Origin of the sequence: Chitinophaga sp., from assembly GCF_036569185.1 — a bacterium.
Classification (GTDB): domain Bacteria; phylum Bacteroidota; class Bacteroidia; order Chitinophagales; family Chitinophagaceae; genus Chitinophaga.
The window spans coordinates 22,337-39,658 of the sequence record NZ_DATCRD010000297.1 but is presented as its reverse complement, the minus strand read 5'-3'; the positions used below and the strand labels follow the sequence as shown (position 1 = coordinate 39,658).

Here is a 17,322-nt window from a genome sequence, read left to right as displayed (position 1 = left end):
ACGATTGGGCGCCAGGCGCCAGCAAGGTAGGGTTGAGCGAATACGTAATGCAGGCCAGTTCCGGCGCATGGGTAGAGAAGGTGAACAGGGCGGCAGACTTCTTCAAAAACTAATCGCCTTCGGCGTTTTAAATTGTCTTGGCTCAGGATTACGCTGATTATACTGATTCGCCTGATTTTTATTTTTGGGATTTTTTAAAGGATTCGGGGAGATGAAAGCGAGCACTTACGCTTTTATCTCCCCGAATCTTTTAAAATCAAAAAAAATCCAATCCCAAAAATCAGTATAATCAACATAATCCTGAGCCAAGACAATTTCCATCGCCGAAGGCGATCCCTTACAAATACTGGAAATTCGTTTTGGGCGTGATGCTCAGCAATGTCTGGTAAATCAGCAGGATAGTGTTTTCAATATCATCTTTCTTTACCATTTCCACAGTGGTATGCATATAGCGTAACGGTAAACTGATCAGCGCTGAAGGGGTACCATCGTTGCTGTAGGCGAAGGCGTCGGTATCGGTGCCGGTACTGCGGCTTACTGCGTGCAGCTGGTGAGGGATATCGTTCTTCTTTGCGGTTTTGATGATAAGATCACGGAGGATGTTATGCACAGCAGGGCCATAAGTGATACTGGGACCGGCGCCGCATTTTATTTCCCCTTCAATATTCTTGTTGATCATCGGGGTAGTGGTATCATGGGTTACATCCGTGATGATAGCCACATTGGGCTTAATGCGCTTGGCAATCATCTCTGCACCACGTAAACCCACTTCTTCCTGTACCGCGTTTACGATATAAAGACCGAAAGGTAACTGTTGTTTCTTTTCCTTCAGCAGGCGGGCCACTTCCGCGATCATAAAACCGCCGATGCGGTTGTCGATAGCACGGCAGATGTAGTAGTCGTAGTTCAGCTCCTCAAAACCATCTTCAAAAGTACATACGCAACCTACATGTATACCCAGTTCTTCCACTTCTTTACGGGAGCGTGCGCCGCAATCGAGAAAAATGTTTTCCACCTTGGGCTGTGGCTCTTTACCATCGCCGCTGCGGATGCGGGTATGAATGGCCGGCCAGCCGAACACCGCTTTCACAATGCCTTTTTCGGTATGGATATTCACTCTTTTGGAAGGAGCAATCTGCTGATCGGAGCCGCCGTTACGGATTACATAGATCAGTCCTTCAGGAGAGATATAGTTTACAAACCAGGAGATCTCATCGGCATGGGCTTCTATCACCACTTTAAATTCCGCTTTGGGATTGATCACACCTACTGCCGATCCGTATGCGTCTACAAAATATTCATCGATGTAGGGAGTCAGGTATTTCAGCCAGAGCTTCTGTCCTTCTTTCTCAAAACCGGTAGGAGACGGGTTATTCAGGTAATTTTCGAGGAATGCCAGTGATTCCTTGTTGAATATTGATTTCTGTTTTTTAGACATAATGTTATATTTCCAGATGGTGACGTGGCAAATGTAAGGAAAACGGAGGATTGTGTTGCTCCGTGTTAAACGATCATAAGATGCAATAAGGCCGACAGCGCCATGAATCCGTCCAGTACAAAGTAGAACAGGTAATCAGAGCTGGTTTGTTGCGCTCTACGGGTGATGAGCGCCGTTGCAATTACCGGCGCCAGCAGCGTAACAATAGCGGGGAGCGTAGTGTAAGGCCACATTAAAACCGCGCTTACTGCTGCTACCAGCAGGGAGCCATAGTAAAGCCGCATCAGGTTCTTTATATCCAGGGCAGTGATCAGGCTCCGGATGCCTTCCTTTTTATCTGATTCCAGGTCGCGGTAATCAAACAGGATACAGATGGCATATATAAGACCAAAGCGGTGTATGGTAAGGTATACCAGCGGCTGTGTGGCGGCATTGCCTGCTACCAGTGCGGGTAATACGGTGGTTACATAGGTCCATACAAAGGTGAGGAACAGTGTTTTGCCGATGGCTATTTTACTGAGCCAACGGAAAGCTTTGTGCGGCACCTTGGGCGCCGAATACAAAAAAGTGAGCACTGCACCGCCGCTCAGTACCAGCCAGTGTTCCCGCAGTTGCCAAAAAAACCATAAAGAGCCCGCCAATCCAACGCCGCATAAAATAAGCATCAGTGTACGGTGACGGTTACCCCAAAGTATCCTTTCTGAAGCCGAATAGGCGCCGGGGGTAAGGTACCAGTGGAAATTATAGCTGCAGATGGTGGAAAAGAAAACAAAAAGATAAAAGGTATTTTGTGGATAACGAAGGACCAGCAACTGGTTGGTTTGCCAGATCATCAGGATGGCGCACCCGGAAATATAAACGGAGGTAAAAAGAATAAGATTAAAAAGGCTGCGGAACATATATTTGGCTTTTAGCATTCCGCCTTTTGGTAAACGGGGCACCAAAAGGCGGATGCCATTTGCTACAAAGGTATATTGCCATGTTTTTTTCGCGGCATATTTACCACTTTATTTTCAAGCATTTTGAAAGCCTTGATCAGTTTGATACGGGTCATTTCCGGTTTGATCACCTCGTCGATATATCCCTTTTCTGCTGCCAGGTAGGGATTGGCAAACCTTTCCGTATAGTCGGCTACCAATTCATTCATACGGGCTTCGGGGTCGGCGGCGGCATCAATTTCCCTTTTGAAGATGATTTCCACGGCGCCTTTGGCGCCCATTACGGCGATTTCGGCCTGCGGGAAAGCGAAGTTAAGATCGGCGCCGATGTGTTTGGAATTCATTACGCAGTAAGCGCCGCCATAGGCTTTGCGGGTAGTAACGGTGAGCTTGGGCACGGTGGCTTCGCTCAGCGCATACAACAGTTTGGCGCCGTTGGTAATGATACCATTCCATTCCTGGTCTGTACCGGGCAGGAAACCGGGCACATCTACCAGTACCAGCAAAGGAATATTGAATGCATCGCAGAAGCGGGTAAACCGGGCGCCTTTTACAGAGGCATGGATATCCAGTACACCAGCCAGGTGAGCAGGCTGGTTGGCTACGATGCCAATGCTTCTACCGGCGATGCGGGCAAAGCCCACGATCATGTTTTCCGCGAAATTTTTATGTACCTCAAAGAAGCTGTCGGTGTCCGTGATCTGTGCGATCGCTTCTTTCATATCATATGGCTGGTTCGGGTGGTCGGGGATCAGCGTGTTAAGCGCTTCCCTTATTTCATTGCCCGGCTCATAAGGATATACCGGCGCTGTTTCTTCACAGTTTTGCGGTACATAGCTCAGGAGCTGTTTGATATACTGGATACATTCTATTTCGTTGGCGCAGGCGAAATGGGTTACGCCGCTTTTGGATGCATGCGTTTGGGCGCCGCCCAGTTCTTCTGAAGTTACTTCTTCATGAGTAACGGTTTTTACCACGTTGGGGCCGGTTACAAACATATAGGAGGTTTGTTCCACCATCATGATGAAATCCGTAATAGCCGGGGAGTATACCGCGCCGCCGGCGCAGGGGCCCATAATAGCGGAGATCTGCGGGATCACGCCGGAGGCCCTGGTGTTGCGGTAAAAGATATCGGCATAGCCGCCAAGACTAACCACTCCCTCCTGGATGCGCGCGCCGCCGCTGTCGTTCAGGCCAATAAGGGGGGCGCCATTTTCCATGGCGAGGTCCATGATCTTGCAGATCTTGCGGGCATGTGGCTCGGATAAACTACCGCCATATACAGTGAAGTCCTGTGAAAAAACATAGGTAAGCCGGCCGTGTATGGTGCCATAACCTGTTACCACGCCATCGCCGAGGAATTGCTCCTGGTCGGCGGTAAGCCCGCGGTTCCGGTTAGTGACCAGCATATCCAGTTCTTCAAAAGAACCTTCATCCATCAGCAGCTGTATCCTTTCGCGGGCGGTGAGCTTCCCTTTCTTATGCTGGGAAGCGATACGTACGTCTCCTCCGCCGAGCATGGCTTCGGCGATCTTTGCCTGTAGTTCTTCTAGTTTATCCATATGCTAAAAATCAAGAGTAAAGCTAAAAATAAAAGGATCCCTTTTAGAAAAGGAATCCTTAAATGTATGATATTTTGGAATGTAAATGTTTGTCAGGGCACGTTGTAAGGTAATTTAGGAGTAGCGATGGTGTCACTGATGTTTCCTGAGTTGTCCCGGACGAATATCACCCAATGAATACTATCATCTACTGTTCTCTGTTCCAATTTGAATTCAGTGGAAATTAATGATATTACCACCTCCGCCTTAACACTATTTCCTCTGTTTGCACCTATTCCAGGCATTTTCTTTTTGTCAAAAAGCGTATCCTGTGCTGGACCTCGACTATCAAATAAGGGGGCTATCCAAAGTGAATCTTCTATATCACCGTCTCCATCTTCTACGTTCAAAGAAATACCCACCTGCTGGGTACTGGCCACCACGCTGTCGAGCGAATATCCTTTAAAGCTGAGAATGGGCTTGGTACCTATTTTATCCTTTTTACAGGCATAAAATACCCCGGCCAGCAGGAACAAAAACAGAATTTTCTTCATAAAACAAACCTACATTAATTTAGGAAATATACAAATATTCAGTTATCGCCATCCATCTATACCAAAACGTTTTTTTGTGACAATTGTTACTTACTGCGTATAGATTTATTCTTCTCCCTAACTTTGTGCGATTTTAAACCAAGCTTTACATGACTGCCGTATCACCGGAACATATATTTTCATTAACCGAAAGTGGGCTGGAAGCCGCTGCCCTTGAGCTGTTTCAGTACCAGTACCGGGAAAATGACCTGTACAGGGCCTATACGGATGCCCTGCGCATCCGGCCTGCTTCGGTGAAAAGCATTCTTGAAATTCCCTATCTCCCCATACAGTTTTTCAAATCGCATACCGTGGTAAGCGGGCAGTTTACGCCTGAACTGATCTTCGAAAGCAGCGGCACCACCCAAACGGTGAACAGCCGTCACCTGGTAAAACATTCCGCTATTTATACCCAAAGCTTTATGACTGCCTTTGAGCAGTTTTACGGCCCGGTGAGCGATTATGTGGTGGTGGGACTGTTACCTTCCTACCTGGAGCGACAGCATTCCTCGCTGGTACGCATGGTGCAGGAAATGACCATCCGTAGCGGGCATGAGGAAAGCGGCTTTTATTTATACGAGCATGATAAGTTGTTCCGGCAGCTGCAGGCATTGGAAGCACGGGGACAAAAGGTATTGCTGATCGGCGTCACTTTCGGGCTGCTGGATTTTGCGGAGCAGTATACCCTTTCCCTGAAAAATACCATTGTTATGGAAACAGGAGGAATGAAGGGAAGAAGGGAGGAATGGACCCGTGAAGAAGTGCATGCCTTCCTGAAAGAACGCCTGGGCGTTGCCTGTGTCCACGCAGAATACGGCATGACAGAACTATTGTCGCAAGCCTATTCCAGGTGTGATGGCCTGTTTCAAACCCCTGCCTGGATGAAAGTACTGCTGCGGGATGAAAATGACCCCTTCCAGCTTACAGCCGGTAAAGGCGCCGGTGTTATGAACGTGATTGACCTTGCCAATATTTACTCCTGTGCATTCATAGCCACGGAAGACATTGGCCGTATGCATGCCGATGGCCGGTTTGAAGTATTGGGCCGCCTTGATAATTCTGCGCTCAGGGGCTGTAGCCTGATGGTGAGCTAGTGTATTAAATTTATATTATATATTATTCGTCCATTGCGGCGAGATGCAGGAGTGCCGGCAATTTTCCCGGATCATGCATAATAGCGGAAAGCGACGACATATAAGGGAAGGAGTGATGGTCCATCCCGAACTTATGCAGCAGGTATACATCCAGTTGTTCCGGGGAAGTATGCCCCTGTATATAATCGCCCAGGTAAAAGAGGAAGCGTTGTCTTTCCTTTTCAGATAACAGCACCAGCGCTACCTTATCTTTCAGGCTGTTGTGCTGGCCTGCCCGGAAAATCTTCAGCGCCTGTTTGTAATGCGCTATTGTCATTTCATCAGCGGATGAGGGTAACAATTGAGTGCAGAAATAATCTACCGCTATATCATCAAAGAAGCCGGCTCCTTCATCGGCATCAGGCTCATTGTGCCAGGTAGCCCATTGGATCAGCTGTTCTGTGGTGATATAACCGGTAAGCATTGCTTCCAGCTGGTGCATAACTCCTTCACGGGTAGGGGTGGTATCGGAAGCATGGGAAATAGCTGTTACAATATCCTGGTAATAATGTTCATTGATTTCACTGGCAGTTTGGAACAGCAGCCTGCTCACTTCAGTGTTCGAATCTTCTCCGGCCTTTTGTTGCAGCGGGGATACGCTGCGTAATTCATCTATTACTTCCTGTCTTGTTTTAGTACCACGTAAATATGCCTTCAATAATGTTACAAAGTAAACGGACGTTACAGGCGACATTTCATTTTTCATGGGCCGAGTATTTCATATTTCATTGGGTACAGGCCAAAAATAGGATAAAATGCTGAATAGTGGACAATGCTTTCGCACCATTTACCAACGGGTATCTACCAGTTATCCCCCTTTAACATTTTTTTGGGTTGCCGGGAAAACTAAAACAGGTAAATTTCCGTAAGCTTTCTACTATATACGTAAAAAAACGATATGCGGGCAGAAGCTTTTCATACAACGGCACCATCAGCAATGACAACCTGTAATCCAAAAGAATGGGTAAGGCTATACGCGGAAGATTTATTTAAATTCGCGTGTAGCAAAGTATCAGATGCCACACTGGCACAGGACCTGGTACAGGACACCTTCCTCAGCGGGCTACAGGCTATGCCTGGCTTCCGGGGCGATAGCAGTGAAAAAACCTGGCTAACCGCTATCCTGAAAAATAAAATAACGGACCACTACCGTAAGTCGGGCAAAACTGTTTTAACTTTAGATAGCATAACGGCGCATAGCAACGATGCTGATCCACACCATATCTACTTTAACGAAAAAGGACATTGGCGCCGGGAAATGGCTCCCAAGGCCTGGAAACAGGATATCAACGACCCAACAGAACAACGGGAATTTTCCCGGATCTTACGCAGCTGTATGGCTAAACTGAGCGGCATTGGAAAAACCATCTTTCAGCAGAAATATGTAGAAGAAAAAAAATCGGCAGACATCTGTAAGGATATGGCCATCACCACGTCCAACTACTGGGTTATTATTCACCGGGCCAAATTGCAATTAAGAGCCTGCCTGGAAAAAAACTGGTTCAGTAATTGAAATGGAACGTCACTTACATACTTTAATGCCTTGTTGTAAAGAGGCTACCATGTTGGCGGAAAAACAACTGCAACAGCGGTTGCCCCGGTGGCAGCGCATAGGGTTGCAGTTTCACCTGTTATATTGCCACTTTTGCCGGCGGTATGTGAAGCAAAGCAAGACTATAGACCAACACCTGCGCCAGCTGGCAGCGGAAAATACAGCATTGGATGAATCCGTGAAACGCCAGTGGGAAGTGCTGATAGCAGCTGAACTGGAAAAATAATTGAAACTCCTGTAAGGATTCTTTAATCACCACGTCTATCTCTCAAATACATATTTTTTCACCAGTTTTTTAAATTTAAAAAGATGAAAAACAACAATCCTATCAGCAAAAAAGTACTTTTTTCAGGCTCTCTTGTTGCCGGCGCCATCCTTGGTATGGCTGCATTACAGGTAACTGCCAAACCCGCTGCTTACACTAACCTTGGCTCCGGCGCTGCGGTAAGAAACGCATTAACCGGCGCTTCCGGTCATACTGCCAATGCTATTGAACTGGCCTGCGGTGCAAAAAAAGACAGCGCATCTGCCGGTAAGTCAAAAGAAGGCAAATGCGGACAGGGCAAATGCGGTGAAGGAAAATGTGGTGATAAAAAAGGCAAGAAAGGAGATAAGCATAAAAAAGACACCACCAAATCCGGTAATTGATTTTCCAGGTAAAGTAAAGACCGGTGAGGTACGCACAAGCCGGTCTTTACTTTTATCTTAACCTCCTAAAAACGTATAGTCATGGTAGGTATAGGTTTTCGCAGGGAATTTGCGGAAGAAATGATCAGTGGGGAGCATATCAGGCCCGACTTTATTGAGTTTGCGCCCGAAAACTGGATGAATATCGGCGGGTACTGGAAGAAAGTATTACATCGCGTTGTAGAAAAATATCCCGTGCTATGCCACGGCCTGTCCCTTTCTATCGGCAGCCCCGAAGCGCTGGATAAATCCTTCCTGCAATATGTAAAAACATTTCTCAGGGAGTACAACGTGCAGATCTATTCAGAGCATCTTAGCTACTCCAAATGTGATAATGCACATATGTACGACCTGCTGCCTATTCCTTTCCGGATGGATGCGGTAAAGCATATTGCCAGCCGCATACAACAGGTGCAGGATTACCTGCAACGCCCGCTGGTAATGGAAATAGTATCTTATTACACACCGGTTGCAGCAGAAATGAGCGAAGTGGACTTTATTAAGGAAGTGGTGAAACAATCCGGTTGCCAGCTGTTGCTGGATGTGAACAACATCTATGTAAATGCTTTCAATCACCGGTATGATGCCAAAGCATTTATACAACAGCTTCCCCTCGATAAAGTAGCTTATATACATATGGCCGGTCATGAACAGGTGGCGCCTGACCTGATCATTGATACCCATGGGGAGCCGATCATTGACCCGGTATACGACCTCTTTGAATGGACCATCCAACGCCTGCACCCGGTACCGGTTTTACTGGAAAGGGATTTTAATATCCCCGAAATGGCGGAGCTGCAGGGTGAGTTAACAAAGCTGAAAAACATTTGTCATAAACAATGGAATTTGAAAGATGAACTTGTTGCCTGACACTTATCATATCCAGCAAACTTTTTCTGCCTATTGCAGAACCGGTGAAAAAGTAAAGCTGCCTGGCGTAAAGCTGCAGGGGCTGAAACATTACCGGCAGCTGGTATTTAACATGATCCATGATACCATGGAGAATGCCTTCCCCATTGCGTTCAAACATATTCCCGCCACGAAGTGGAATAGAATGGTAAAGGAGTTTTTTTCCAGGCATGCGTGCCAGTCGTACCAGGTATGGAAGCTCCCCCTGGAGTTTTATACCTACGCGGTAGAGCATAACTGGGAAGAAACCTACGCTATCCCTTTTCTCAACGACCTTCTCGCTTTTGAGTGGGCGGAGATGGAAGTGTATAATATGGAAGATATACCCGCACCCGCTTACAGCTGTTCCGGCAACTGGCTGGAAACGCCGCTGGTGTTGAACCCTGAGTACAGGCTGTTATCTTTCAGTTATCCTGTTCACCTGATGGCCGATCCAAAGGAATTAGTGAAGAACAAGGGCGTTTATTTTGTACTGCTGTTCCGGCATCCGGAAACCGGGCATGTGGAGTTTACGGACTTGTCGCCCTGGCTGGCTTTCCTAACCGAGCAGCTGGCTATGGGTATAACGGTAAGGGATATACTGGATTATGCCCCCGAGCTGAATATAACGCAAACGGATACACTCGTACAGGATTCCATTGCTTTTTTAAAGCACATGCAGGAATTGCATTTTGTGCTGGGTTTTCAATCATAATGTATGCGCAGCTATGCTGTAATAGCACGCCGTTTGCAGGCGTGGAGAGATGTTCCGCTGCTGCTTATGCGGCTGGTGCTGGCGTATGGGTTTTACCTGCCGGCAAAAATGAAATGGAGCGATATTCATGGTATCGGCGACTGGTTTGTGCAACTGCATATTCCGCTGCCGTATGTGAGCGCTTACCTGGTAGCCATTACAGAAGCCGCTGGTGTAGTGTTGCTGACACTGGGCTTATGGGTGCGCTATATTACCTTACCGTTAATGTTCAGCATGCTGGTGGCCATTGCAACAGTGCATTGGAGCAATGGCTTTGCAGCTGGCGATAATGGGTTCGAGATCCCTTTATATTATCTCATAATGTTGTTTGCCTTGTTTATATATGGTGGAGGGAAGATAGGAGTTGATTATTTCCTGGAGCATTCTTCCTCCCGGTAACCCCTTGTTTCCCGCAGAAAATCGTAATTTCGGCCCCGTCTTAGTGATGATCATATGCAACTAGCCCGGGAAACGATAGGTAGCGAACTACAACGGTTTGAAGAGATTTTTCATGAAGCCATGCAAAGTGATGTAGGGTTACTGAACAGGATCATGGCAGACATTGCCGCCCATAAAGGCAAACAGATGCGCCCCATGTTCGTGTTGCTGTGCGCCCGCCTGTGCGGCAGTATCAACGACGGCAGTTACAGGGCGGCCCTGCTCGTGGAAATGCTGCATACCGCTTCCCTTGTACATGATGATATGGTGGACGACGCCATGAAACGCCGCAGCGCTTTTTCTGTAAATGCCCTCTGGAAAAATCGTGTATCCGTAATGGTGGGTGACCAGCTTTTTACCAAAGGCGTATTGCTGGCGCTGGATAATAACGACCCCGGGTTGCTGAAGATCTACGCTGCCGCTATCCGGCAAATGATAGAAGGAGAACTGATCCAGATGACCAAGGCCAATAAACTGAGCTTTGAAGAGAAAGATTATTATGACCTTATAGATGCCAAAACCGCTTCTTTCCTGGCGGCAGCCTGCGCAGCAGGCGCTTCCTCCGCCTGTGATAACCCCGAAACCATCGCGCTGCTGCATAGTTTCGGACAAAAAGTAGGCATGGCTTTCCAGCTGAAAGATGACCTGTTTGATTATGGCAATACCGACATCGGTAAACCTACCGGCAATGATATCAAAGAAAAGAAAGTAACGCTCCCGCTTATCTACACTGTTCAACATGCCAGCCCCGCGCTGCGGAAAAAGATCCTCCATATTGTAAAGCATCAGCATACTGATAAAGACAAAGTGAACTTTGTAGTGGAAACTGTGAATCAATCCGGCGGACTGGATTATGCTACCCAAAAAATGATGGCTTACCGCGATGAAGCATTCCGGTTACTTTTTACTTTTCCTCCTTCACCTGTGCGTGCTGCGTTGGAAGAACTGGTGCGTTATACTACCGACAGGGTGTATTGATATGGGCGCAGGATATGAATACAGACCTGCGCATTTTTACCCTGATCCATGGGAACTCATGATACCGATAAAATCGCACATATCCTCCGGTATTCTGTAAATACTATCAATGCTTACAAAACCCGTGTGAAGAATAAGTAGCTGGTTCCAAACAAAGAATTTGAATAAAGAATCATAGCGATGAAAGCGGTATAAAAATCCCCTCCGGATTAAATTTTAAAAAATAATTCAAAAAAAACTATGAAAAATCCATTTAGCTAATTACATTTGGTACAGTAGCGTTAAATAAACAACCAGAATTTAAAGAGCATTGATAGTATTGGTGACCAGTAAGACCCTGTGTTTGCTGTAGTTTCCCCACTGTGCATTAATACTAGCAAAATTGAAAACCAGAATTACAGATCGATTGAAAATTTCACGTTAATTAATCTTTGTTTCCATGACTCAACGTTCAATGCATCCTGGCGGGCGCACACGCTGTCCCTAACTACTCACGGGCGATTTTTTACAGTTAACATTATTGTCGCAACCTGCTTATGCTGCAACATACATTTTGCGTAGCAGATATTGTGCTGTAGCTGCCGTGGTGTAGGCCTGACTCTAAATTACAGTGACATTTCCCTGGAGGAAACAGGGAAACCTATGTCCGTTCATGTCGAATAAAACTTGTTTGGTGTAAAGCTTCTTTTACGCCATGGGATTCTCATTCCTAAATATTGCATGTATGAAATACTTTTACATTTTCCTGCGCAGGGGTATTTATTTTTTTGCAGCAATGTGCCTGGTCACTACCTCATCAGAAGCACAGAATGTGTTGTTTAAAAATAAAAAAGATACCTCCGGTGTGAATGCAGATTCACTTGCTTTCTCCAGGGTGACATCTACCCGGCGCGACACGCTGGGGTATTTCCCCAACAATGAGCTCTTCCTGAAACACAATCCCAGCGGGGCTGTTTCCCCACTGGATATTGATGAAGTGAAGAAACTCCCTTATACCAGTATCGACCAGATGCTGATAGGAAGGGTAACGGGAGTGGATGTACGAATTCCTTCTGCGGAACCGGGTAAGCGCAACAGCGTGTTTATCCGCGGCACATCTTCCCTGTTACTGGGCAACCGCGATCTCTTTTATGCGCAACCCACTTATGTAGTGGATGGGGTGCCGCTTATTATGGAGCACGCATTTGCCTACGACATCCAGCGCTTCGATTTCAACAGGATGGGAACGGAAACCAACCTGCTTGGCTTTCTCGATATCAATGATATCGAAAGTATTGAAGTGCTGAAAGACTTTGCCGCCAGTGCAAAGTATGGACCCAATGCGGCTAACGGCGTTATTGCCATCACTACCAAAGCGCCCCGTGTAGGACAGATGAAAGTATCTGTGAATGCCTATGCAGGGTTGGCGCTTAAACCTGCCGTAGATGCGGTGAATGGAAGATATGAAAGTGATTTCCGCCTGCCTTTCTACGAAAAATATGCAGATGAAACACAATGGCGCAACTTCCCGCGTTACCTGGCAGATTCTTCACAGGCCCGCTACTATGGCCCGGCCAACTGGGACGACCTGTTTCTCCGGAATGGATTTACCGAAGGTATCCAGGCAGCCGTAAGCGGTGGTACGCCTTATGCCAATTTCCGTTTCAGCATCGGGCAGGCATCACAGCAGGGCGTGTATGATAAAACCGGTATTAAGCGTTACGACGTTAATTTTGGCATCAACATCCAGCCATTAAAGAACCTGTTCTTTACCACAGATATTGCAGTGGCCAACCAGAACCGCAAACGCAACGAATTTATCCGCGACCGTGCGGGCGATGAGGATTATCTCTTTAACTATGACGCGCCTTTGTCGCCCAATAAAGACTACCTGCAAGCCTACTACACGGCGCTGGATAATACCATCAACCGCAACAAAAATAACTCCGCCCGCATCATCGCCAATGCAAAGTACAGCTTCCTGTCGCACTTCACCTGGAATACGCGTTTTGCCATCGACTACGGGCAAAACTTCCGCGATTTCTTTGTGCCTACTGCACTCGGCGAAGGCAACAGCTATGTGTCTAACTACGATGGCCTGAGCAGGCGGATGATACTGGACAACTCCCTGCAATTTGCCAGAACCTTTCCCGGAAAACATCACCTGGAAATAACCCTCGGGCAGTATGGACAATGGGATAAATGGCGCTACGATTATGGCCGCGCGTACAAAGGCTCCAGCGATTATGTGAAGATCTATCAGCCGGGCACCGATGCTCAGAAGGAAGGCCGCTTTGGTAATTTCCGTTTGATGTTTAATACCAAAGATTTTACAGAGTCAAGGCTGGCATCTTTCTATGCCAACATTGGTTATAACCTGGATCAGAAATATTTTGTTTCCCTTTATGTAAGAAGGGATGGTAGTTCTTACCTCGGTAACGACAACCGCTGGCTGATATCGCCAACTTTGTCTGCTTCCTGGAAAGTGCATAAGGAAGATTTCCTGAAAGAATCTTCCTGGCTCAGCAACCTGAATGTACGCGCCAGCTGGGGCCGTGTAGGAAGGCTGCTGATGGACCAGATGTATACCGGAGGCCCGGTATACAATGTGGATGCAGGATGGAACGGTGTGCCCAATATGTCGACCTACAACGGTTTCCCGGTGATCAACGCGGCCTATACCAGCGGTTACGTGGTGCCTGGCACTTCCTGGCCGGTAGTAGAACAACTGAACGGTGGTATTGACATCGGCCTGTTCCACGACCGCTTACGCGCTTCATTGGATGTATACACTAAAACAGACCGCAATCTTATATTGAAAGTGCCCACACTGGAAGAAGAAGGCTACACCGGCATTGTAAAGAACGGCATGGATATCCGTAACTATGGCTATGAACTGGCCATTGATGCAGATGTGGTGAAAGGAAAGAAATTCCAGTGGACCACCGGTATTAATATCTATACCAATCAGAATAAACTGATGGCGTTACCGGATGGGATTACCGACCTGGTGATCAATAACCGCCGTTTCCTGGTGGGCAAGCCGGTTGACCGCTACTGGCTGCTCCTGAATGAAGGTATTTATAACTCCGATAATGAAGTGCCGGTAAATCCTAAAACCGGCAAAAAGATGACCTACCAGGGCGTTACCCTGAAAAAGGGAGATCCTAAATGGGCGGATTTAAACGGCGACTATAATATCAATGATGCCGACCGTGTAATGAAAGGCCGCCTGTCGCCCGCCGCCACCGGTGGTTTCACCAATACCTTCCACTACGGCGCCTGGGATGTAAATATCCTGCTGAACTATTCTTTTGGCCGCAAAGTGATTAACCAGGCCCTGGCCGACCGTTTTGATTTTGCCAACAGGGAAGCCATCGATGATCCGAAAGCGATCAAGGAAATCAGCTGGTGGTCTAAAGTAGAAGGCGACTACAGCAAAATACCACAATACAACCCGTGGAGCGCGGTATATGCCTATCAGCCCAATCAGACCCTGTTCCTGGAAGATGGCTCTTTTGTAAAGCTCCGTGCATTAACAGTAGCCTATAACATGCAAACAGACTGGATGAAACGTTCCGGTGTGGAGCACCTGCGTATTTATGCCACCGGTAACAACCTGCTTACGTGGACGAAGTATAAAGGCGGAGATCCGGAAGCAGTGAGCTATTTCGGTTATGATGAAGGATACTATAACTGGGCGGCTCCCCGCACATTTACACTGGGCTTTAATTTTCAATTCTGATGTTAAAAAACATGATCATGAGAAATATTGCTGTTGTTGGGGTAATACTCTTGCTGGCATCGGGTATGCTATCCTGTAAGAAAATGCTGGATGTGCCCTCTCACCGTGCCCTGACGGAAGAAAATATGTGGCAGACCAAGAACGATGCACGCGCGGGATTATCTGCCTGTTATGCTTTAATGCGCGCTGCTATGGCCAATGAAAATGCACACTGGGTGTATGGCGACCTGCGTGGCGGCGACTTTCAGTCGACCAAACGTGGCGACCTGCGCGCAGTAGTGGAAAATAACCTGAACGCCAGTTATACCACCATGGATGAATGGCGCGACTGGCGAAGATTTTATACAGCTATTGCGCAATGCAATCTTACCATAGAAAAATTACCACAGGTAACTGCTACCGATTACCGGTATTCGCAAAACGAAATGAAGCTGGACCGTTCACAGGCTATTTATATCCGCGCATTTCTTTACTATTATATAGTAAGGATCTGGGGAGATGTGCCGCTGGTAACCGCTCCCTCTGATGGCGTAGTGAAAACCATTGCCCGTGAGAAATGGGAGAAAGTACTGGATTATGCTGCAGAAGAAGCCAAATCATGTATTGATGGGTTACCCTGGAAGTACAATGGGAAATCGCCGGAGCAGCAAGGCGACTACCGCGGCCAGGGCGAATCGCATCACATTTCCATTACAGCTACTAAAGGCATGGCCTATACATTGCTGGCGCATATCTATAACTGGAAAGGAGAGTATGATAAGTCGCTCGAGTATGCCAATACCGTTATCAATAACCAGTCGAACACCGGTTACGGTTTTGTAAGCCTGAACGATTTAACCAGGCTGGACGGCGCTTTCCGTGGTCGTATCGGCGCCAATATCTTCCAGGTGGATATGAACTTTGACCACGCGGAAATATCTTCTACCGGTCAGCTGGAAGACTGGACGCTTCGCGAACCTTATATCCCCAAAAGGGAATCTGAGATTTATGTTCCTAAAGACAGTGTACTGAAGATCTACAACGAATCCCGTGAGCAACGGCCCACTTATTTCTTCACAAAAATGGAAGAAGCCTATCCCATCTTCTTTAAAATGAAACAGATCAATGGCGCGGTAAAAGACCCTGTGTTGAAAATGTATTCTTCCTGTATCATCGTATTCCGGTATGAAGAGCTGTATCTCCTGCGTGCAGAAGCAAAAGCCCGGTTAGGACAAACCGCCGAAGCACAGAAAGACCTGAACCAGATCCGTAACAGCCGCGCGCTTAAAAATGTAAATGTAGCAACTGCCGGGCAGGAGCTGCTGGATGCCATTTTGCTGGAACGCAGAAGGGAGCTGATGGGAGAAGGATGGTACTGGTACGACCTGGTACATTTCAAAAAGATCCCGCAGTATACCAGGCTTACGCAGGCGGATGTAGACAGGGGCGCCGCATTCTGGCCATTGTCGCAGGAAGCGCTGGCCAACAACAGCGCACTGGTTCAAAACTCTTTCTGGAAATAACAAATCACTGCCATGAAAAAATATTTAATACTACTGGTCATCACGGCTTGCTTTGCCTGTGAAAAGGGGATGCAGGATTACCGGAATGCAAAGCCTTTATCGGAAGTGAAAGTAAGTACCTATGATTTTCTCAAACAACAGGGAGGATTGTATGATACCCTGTTATTACTGATAGACCGTGTAAAGCTTACCGATACGCTCAAGAGTAAGCAGGTTACTTTTTTTGTTCCGCAGGACAACAGTATTACCACTGCTATCCGTAATGTGAACTTTACCAGGGAGCGGCTTGGCGACAAAGGCAACTGGACAATTGACAGCATACCGCTTATTGTATGGGACAGTTTACTGCGCCGTTATATAGTACGCGGCCTGGTAACGGCCGATTCGCTGCGGTATGCAGACGGTAGCGACCTGGAATCCCTGTATGGCCATGAAATGAACGGAAAAACAGCCAGCACCAATGCTTCCGGGGCAGTAGGCGCTGGCACTGCCGTGTTGCAGTACAGCGATAAAAACGATTCCAGGTTTACGAAAGACTGGTCCGTTGCACTTACCCAGAACGTGGACATCAAATCCACCAATGGATTGATGCATATCCTGGAAACCAGGCATGTGTTCGGGTTTACTTCTTTTGTAGGGAAAGCCTATCCAAAATCGCTGGAGCCGCCGCAGGGGCCTTACCTGGGTTACCCGCTTGAAATACCCGGTATAGTGAATGCAGCAGATTATGATGAAGGTCCGAAAGGCGTGGCCTATGATTACCGCAATCCTAACGGTGGCCATACTTACCGGCCTGATGACCCGGGAACAGAAAACTGTTCGGAAGGCGATGGCTCTGTCAGTCCCGGCGGTAATTACAACATTGGCTGGACCAGCGATGGGGATTGGGTAAGATATACTGTTGATATTAAAGAAGCAGGAAAATATAAAGTAGAGCTGAGGATTGCCGGTAATGGCGGCGGTCTTATCTATCTCACCATTGACGAAGTAAGGGTATGTGAAGATATTCCCATACAAGGTACCGGCGGCTGGCAAACCTGGCAGGGAGCTTTTGGTACGGCAGATCTGCCCGCAGGAAAACACCTGATGAAAGTGGTGATTAAAAAAGCAAACCTCAACCTGCACCGCATCATCTTCACCAAAATAAACCCATAGC

The 17,322-nt window shown here is 47.3% G+C and carries 16 protein-coding genes; 11 read left to right on the top strand and 5 right to left on the bottom strand.

The window, feature by feature from the left end; translation table 11 throughout:
• Positions 1-337: 337 nt before the first annotated feature.
• The 4 genes from VIM72_RS23285 to VIM72_RS23270 all read right to left on the bottom strand — a co-directional run bounded on the left by VIM72_RS23285 (position 338) and on the right by VIM72_RS23270 (position 4,471).
• Positions 338-1,438 (bottom strand): M42 family metallopeptidase, encoded by a 1,101-nt coding sequence (locus VIM72_RS23285; protein WP_332005220.1) that lies wholly within the window; start codon positions 1,436-1,438, stop codon positions 338-340.
• A 65-nt stretch (positions 1,439-1,503) separates the two neighbouring features.
• Positions 1,504-2,337, bottom strand: a complete 834-nt coding sequence (locus VIM72_RS23280; RefSeq protein ID WP_332005219.1) for a UbiA family prenyltransferase — start codon at positions 2,335-2,337, stop codon at positions 1,504-1,506.
• A gap of 62 nt (positions 2,338-2,399) precedes the next feature.
• Positions 2,400-3,938, bottom strand: a complete 1,539-nt coding sequence (locus VIM72_RS23275; protein ID WP_332005218.1) for an acyl-CoA carboxylase subunit beta — start codon at positions 3,936-3,938, stop codon at positions 2,400-2,402.
• A 92-nt stretch (positions 3,939-4,030) separates the two neighbouring features.
• Positions 4,031-4,471: a hypothetical protein gene (locus tag VIM72_RS23270; RefSeq protein ID WP_332005217.1), complete on the bottom strand. Its 441-nt coding sequence runs from the start codon at positions 4,469-4,471 to the stop codon at positions 4,031-4,033.
• A 149-nt stretch (positions 4,472-4,620) separates the two neighbouring features.
• On the opposite strand from VIM72_RS23270, the gene VIM72_RS23265 reads away from it, so the two are divergent.
• Entirely contained in the window at positions 4,621-5,604 is a 984-nt protein-coding gene (locus tag VIM72_RS23265) for an acyl transferase (RefSeq protein WP_332005216.1), read from the top strand.
• Positions 5,605-5,626: 22 nt separating this feature from the next.
• Here the strand turns inward: VIM72_RS23265 and VIM72_RS23260 are convergent, their stop codons facing one another.
• Complete coding sequence (locus tag VIM72_RS23260; RefSeq protein ID WP_332005215.1) at positions 5,627-6,349, bottom strand: hypothetical protein; 723 nt, start codon at positions 6,347-6,349, stop codon at positions 5,627-5,629.
• Between the two features lie 231 nt (positions 6,350-6,580).
• Here VIM72_RS23260 and VIM72_RS23255 point away from each other — a divergent pair, with 231 nt between their 5' ends.
• The 10 genes from VIM72_RS23255 (at position 6,581) to VIM72_RS23210 (ending at position 17,321) form a co-directional block, all read left to right on the top strand.
• Entirely contained in the window at positions 6,581-7,156 is a 576-nt protein-coding gene (locus VIM72_RS23255) for a sigma-70 family RNA polymerase sigma factor (protein ID WP_332005213.1), read from the top strand.
• A 1-nt stretch (position 7,157) separates the two neighbouring features.
• Positions 7,158-7,421 carry a hypothetical protein gene (locus tag VIM72_RS23250; protein WP_332005212.1) on the top strand — a complete coding sequence of 88 codons (264 nt, stop codon included), beginning with the start codon at positions 7,158-7,160 and terminating at the stop codon, positions 7,419-7,421.
• Positions 7,422-7,504: 83 nt separating this feature from the next.
• Positions 7,505-7,843 (top strand): hypothetical protein, encoded by a 339-nt coding sequence (locus VIM72_RS23245; protein WP_332005211.1) that lies wholly within the window; start codon positions 7,505-7,507, stop codon positions 7,841-7,843.
• Positions 7,844-7,924: 81 nt separating this feature from the next.
• Positions 7,925-8,752, top strand: coding sequence for a DUF692 domain-containing protein (locus VIM72_RS23240; RefSeq protein WP_332005210.1), 828 nt, complete (start codon positions 7,925-7,927; stop codon positions 8,750-8,752).
• Positions 8,736-9,485 (top strand): DNA-binding domain-containing protein, encoded by a 750-nt coding sequence (locus tag VIM72_RS23235; RefSeq protein WP_332005209.1) that lies wholly within the window; start codon positions 8,736-8,738, stop codon positions 9,483-9,485. Before VIM72_RS23240 ends, VIM72_RS23235 begins: the two co-directional genes overlap by 17 nt.
• Before the next feature lie 3 nt (positions 9,486-9,488).
• The gene (locus VIM72_RS23230) at positions 9,489-9,923 is read left to right on the top strand and encodes a DoxX family protein (protein WP_332005208.1); all 435 of its coding nucleotides are present in this window, start codon (positions 9,489-9,491) and stop codon (positions 9,921-9,923) included.
• Between the two features lie 54 nt (positions 9,924-9,977).
• Positions 9,978-10,940, top strand: coding sequence for a polyprenyl synthetase family protein (locus VIM72_RS23225; protein ID WP_332005207.1), 963 nt, complete (start codon positions 9,978-9,980; stop codon positions 10,938-10,940).
• A 724-nt stretch (positions 10,941-11,664) separates the two neighbouring features.
• Positions 11,665-14,664, top strand: a complete 3,000-nt coding sequence (locus VIM72_RS23220; protein ID WP_332005206.1) for a SusC/RagA family TonB-linked outer membrane protein — start codon at positions 11,665-11,667, stop codon at positions 14,662-14,664.
• Between the two features lie 17 nt (positions 14,665-14,681).
• Positions 14,682-16,166, top strand: a complete 1,485-nt coding sequence (locus VIM72_RS23215) for a RagB/SusD family nutrient uptake outer membrane protein (protein WP_332005205.1) — start codon at positions 14,682-14,684, stop codon at positions 16,164-16,166.
• 12 nt (positions 16,167-16,178) lie between these two features.
• Positions 16,179-17,321, top strand: a complete 1,143-nt coding sequence (locus VIM72_RS23210) for a carbohydrate-binding protein (RefSeq protein WP_332005204.1) — start codon at positions 16,179-16,181, stop codon at positions 17,319-17,321.
• Position 17,322: the final 1 nt, after the last annotated feature.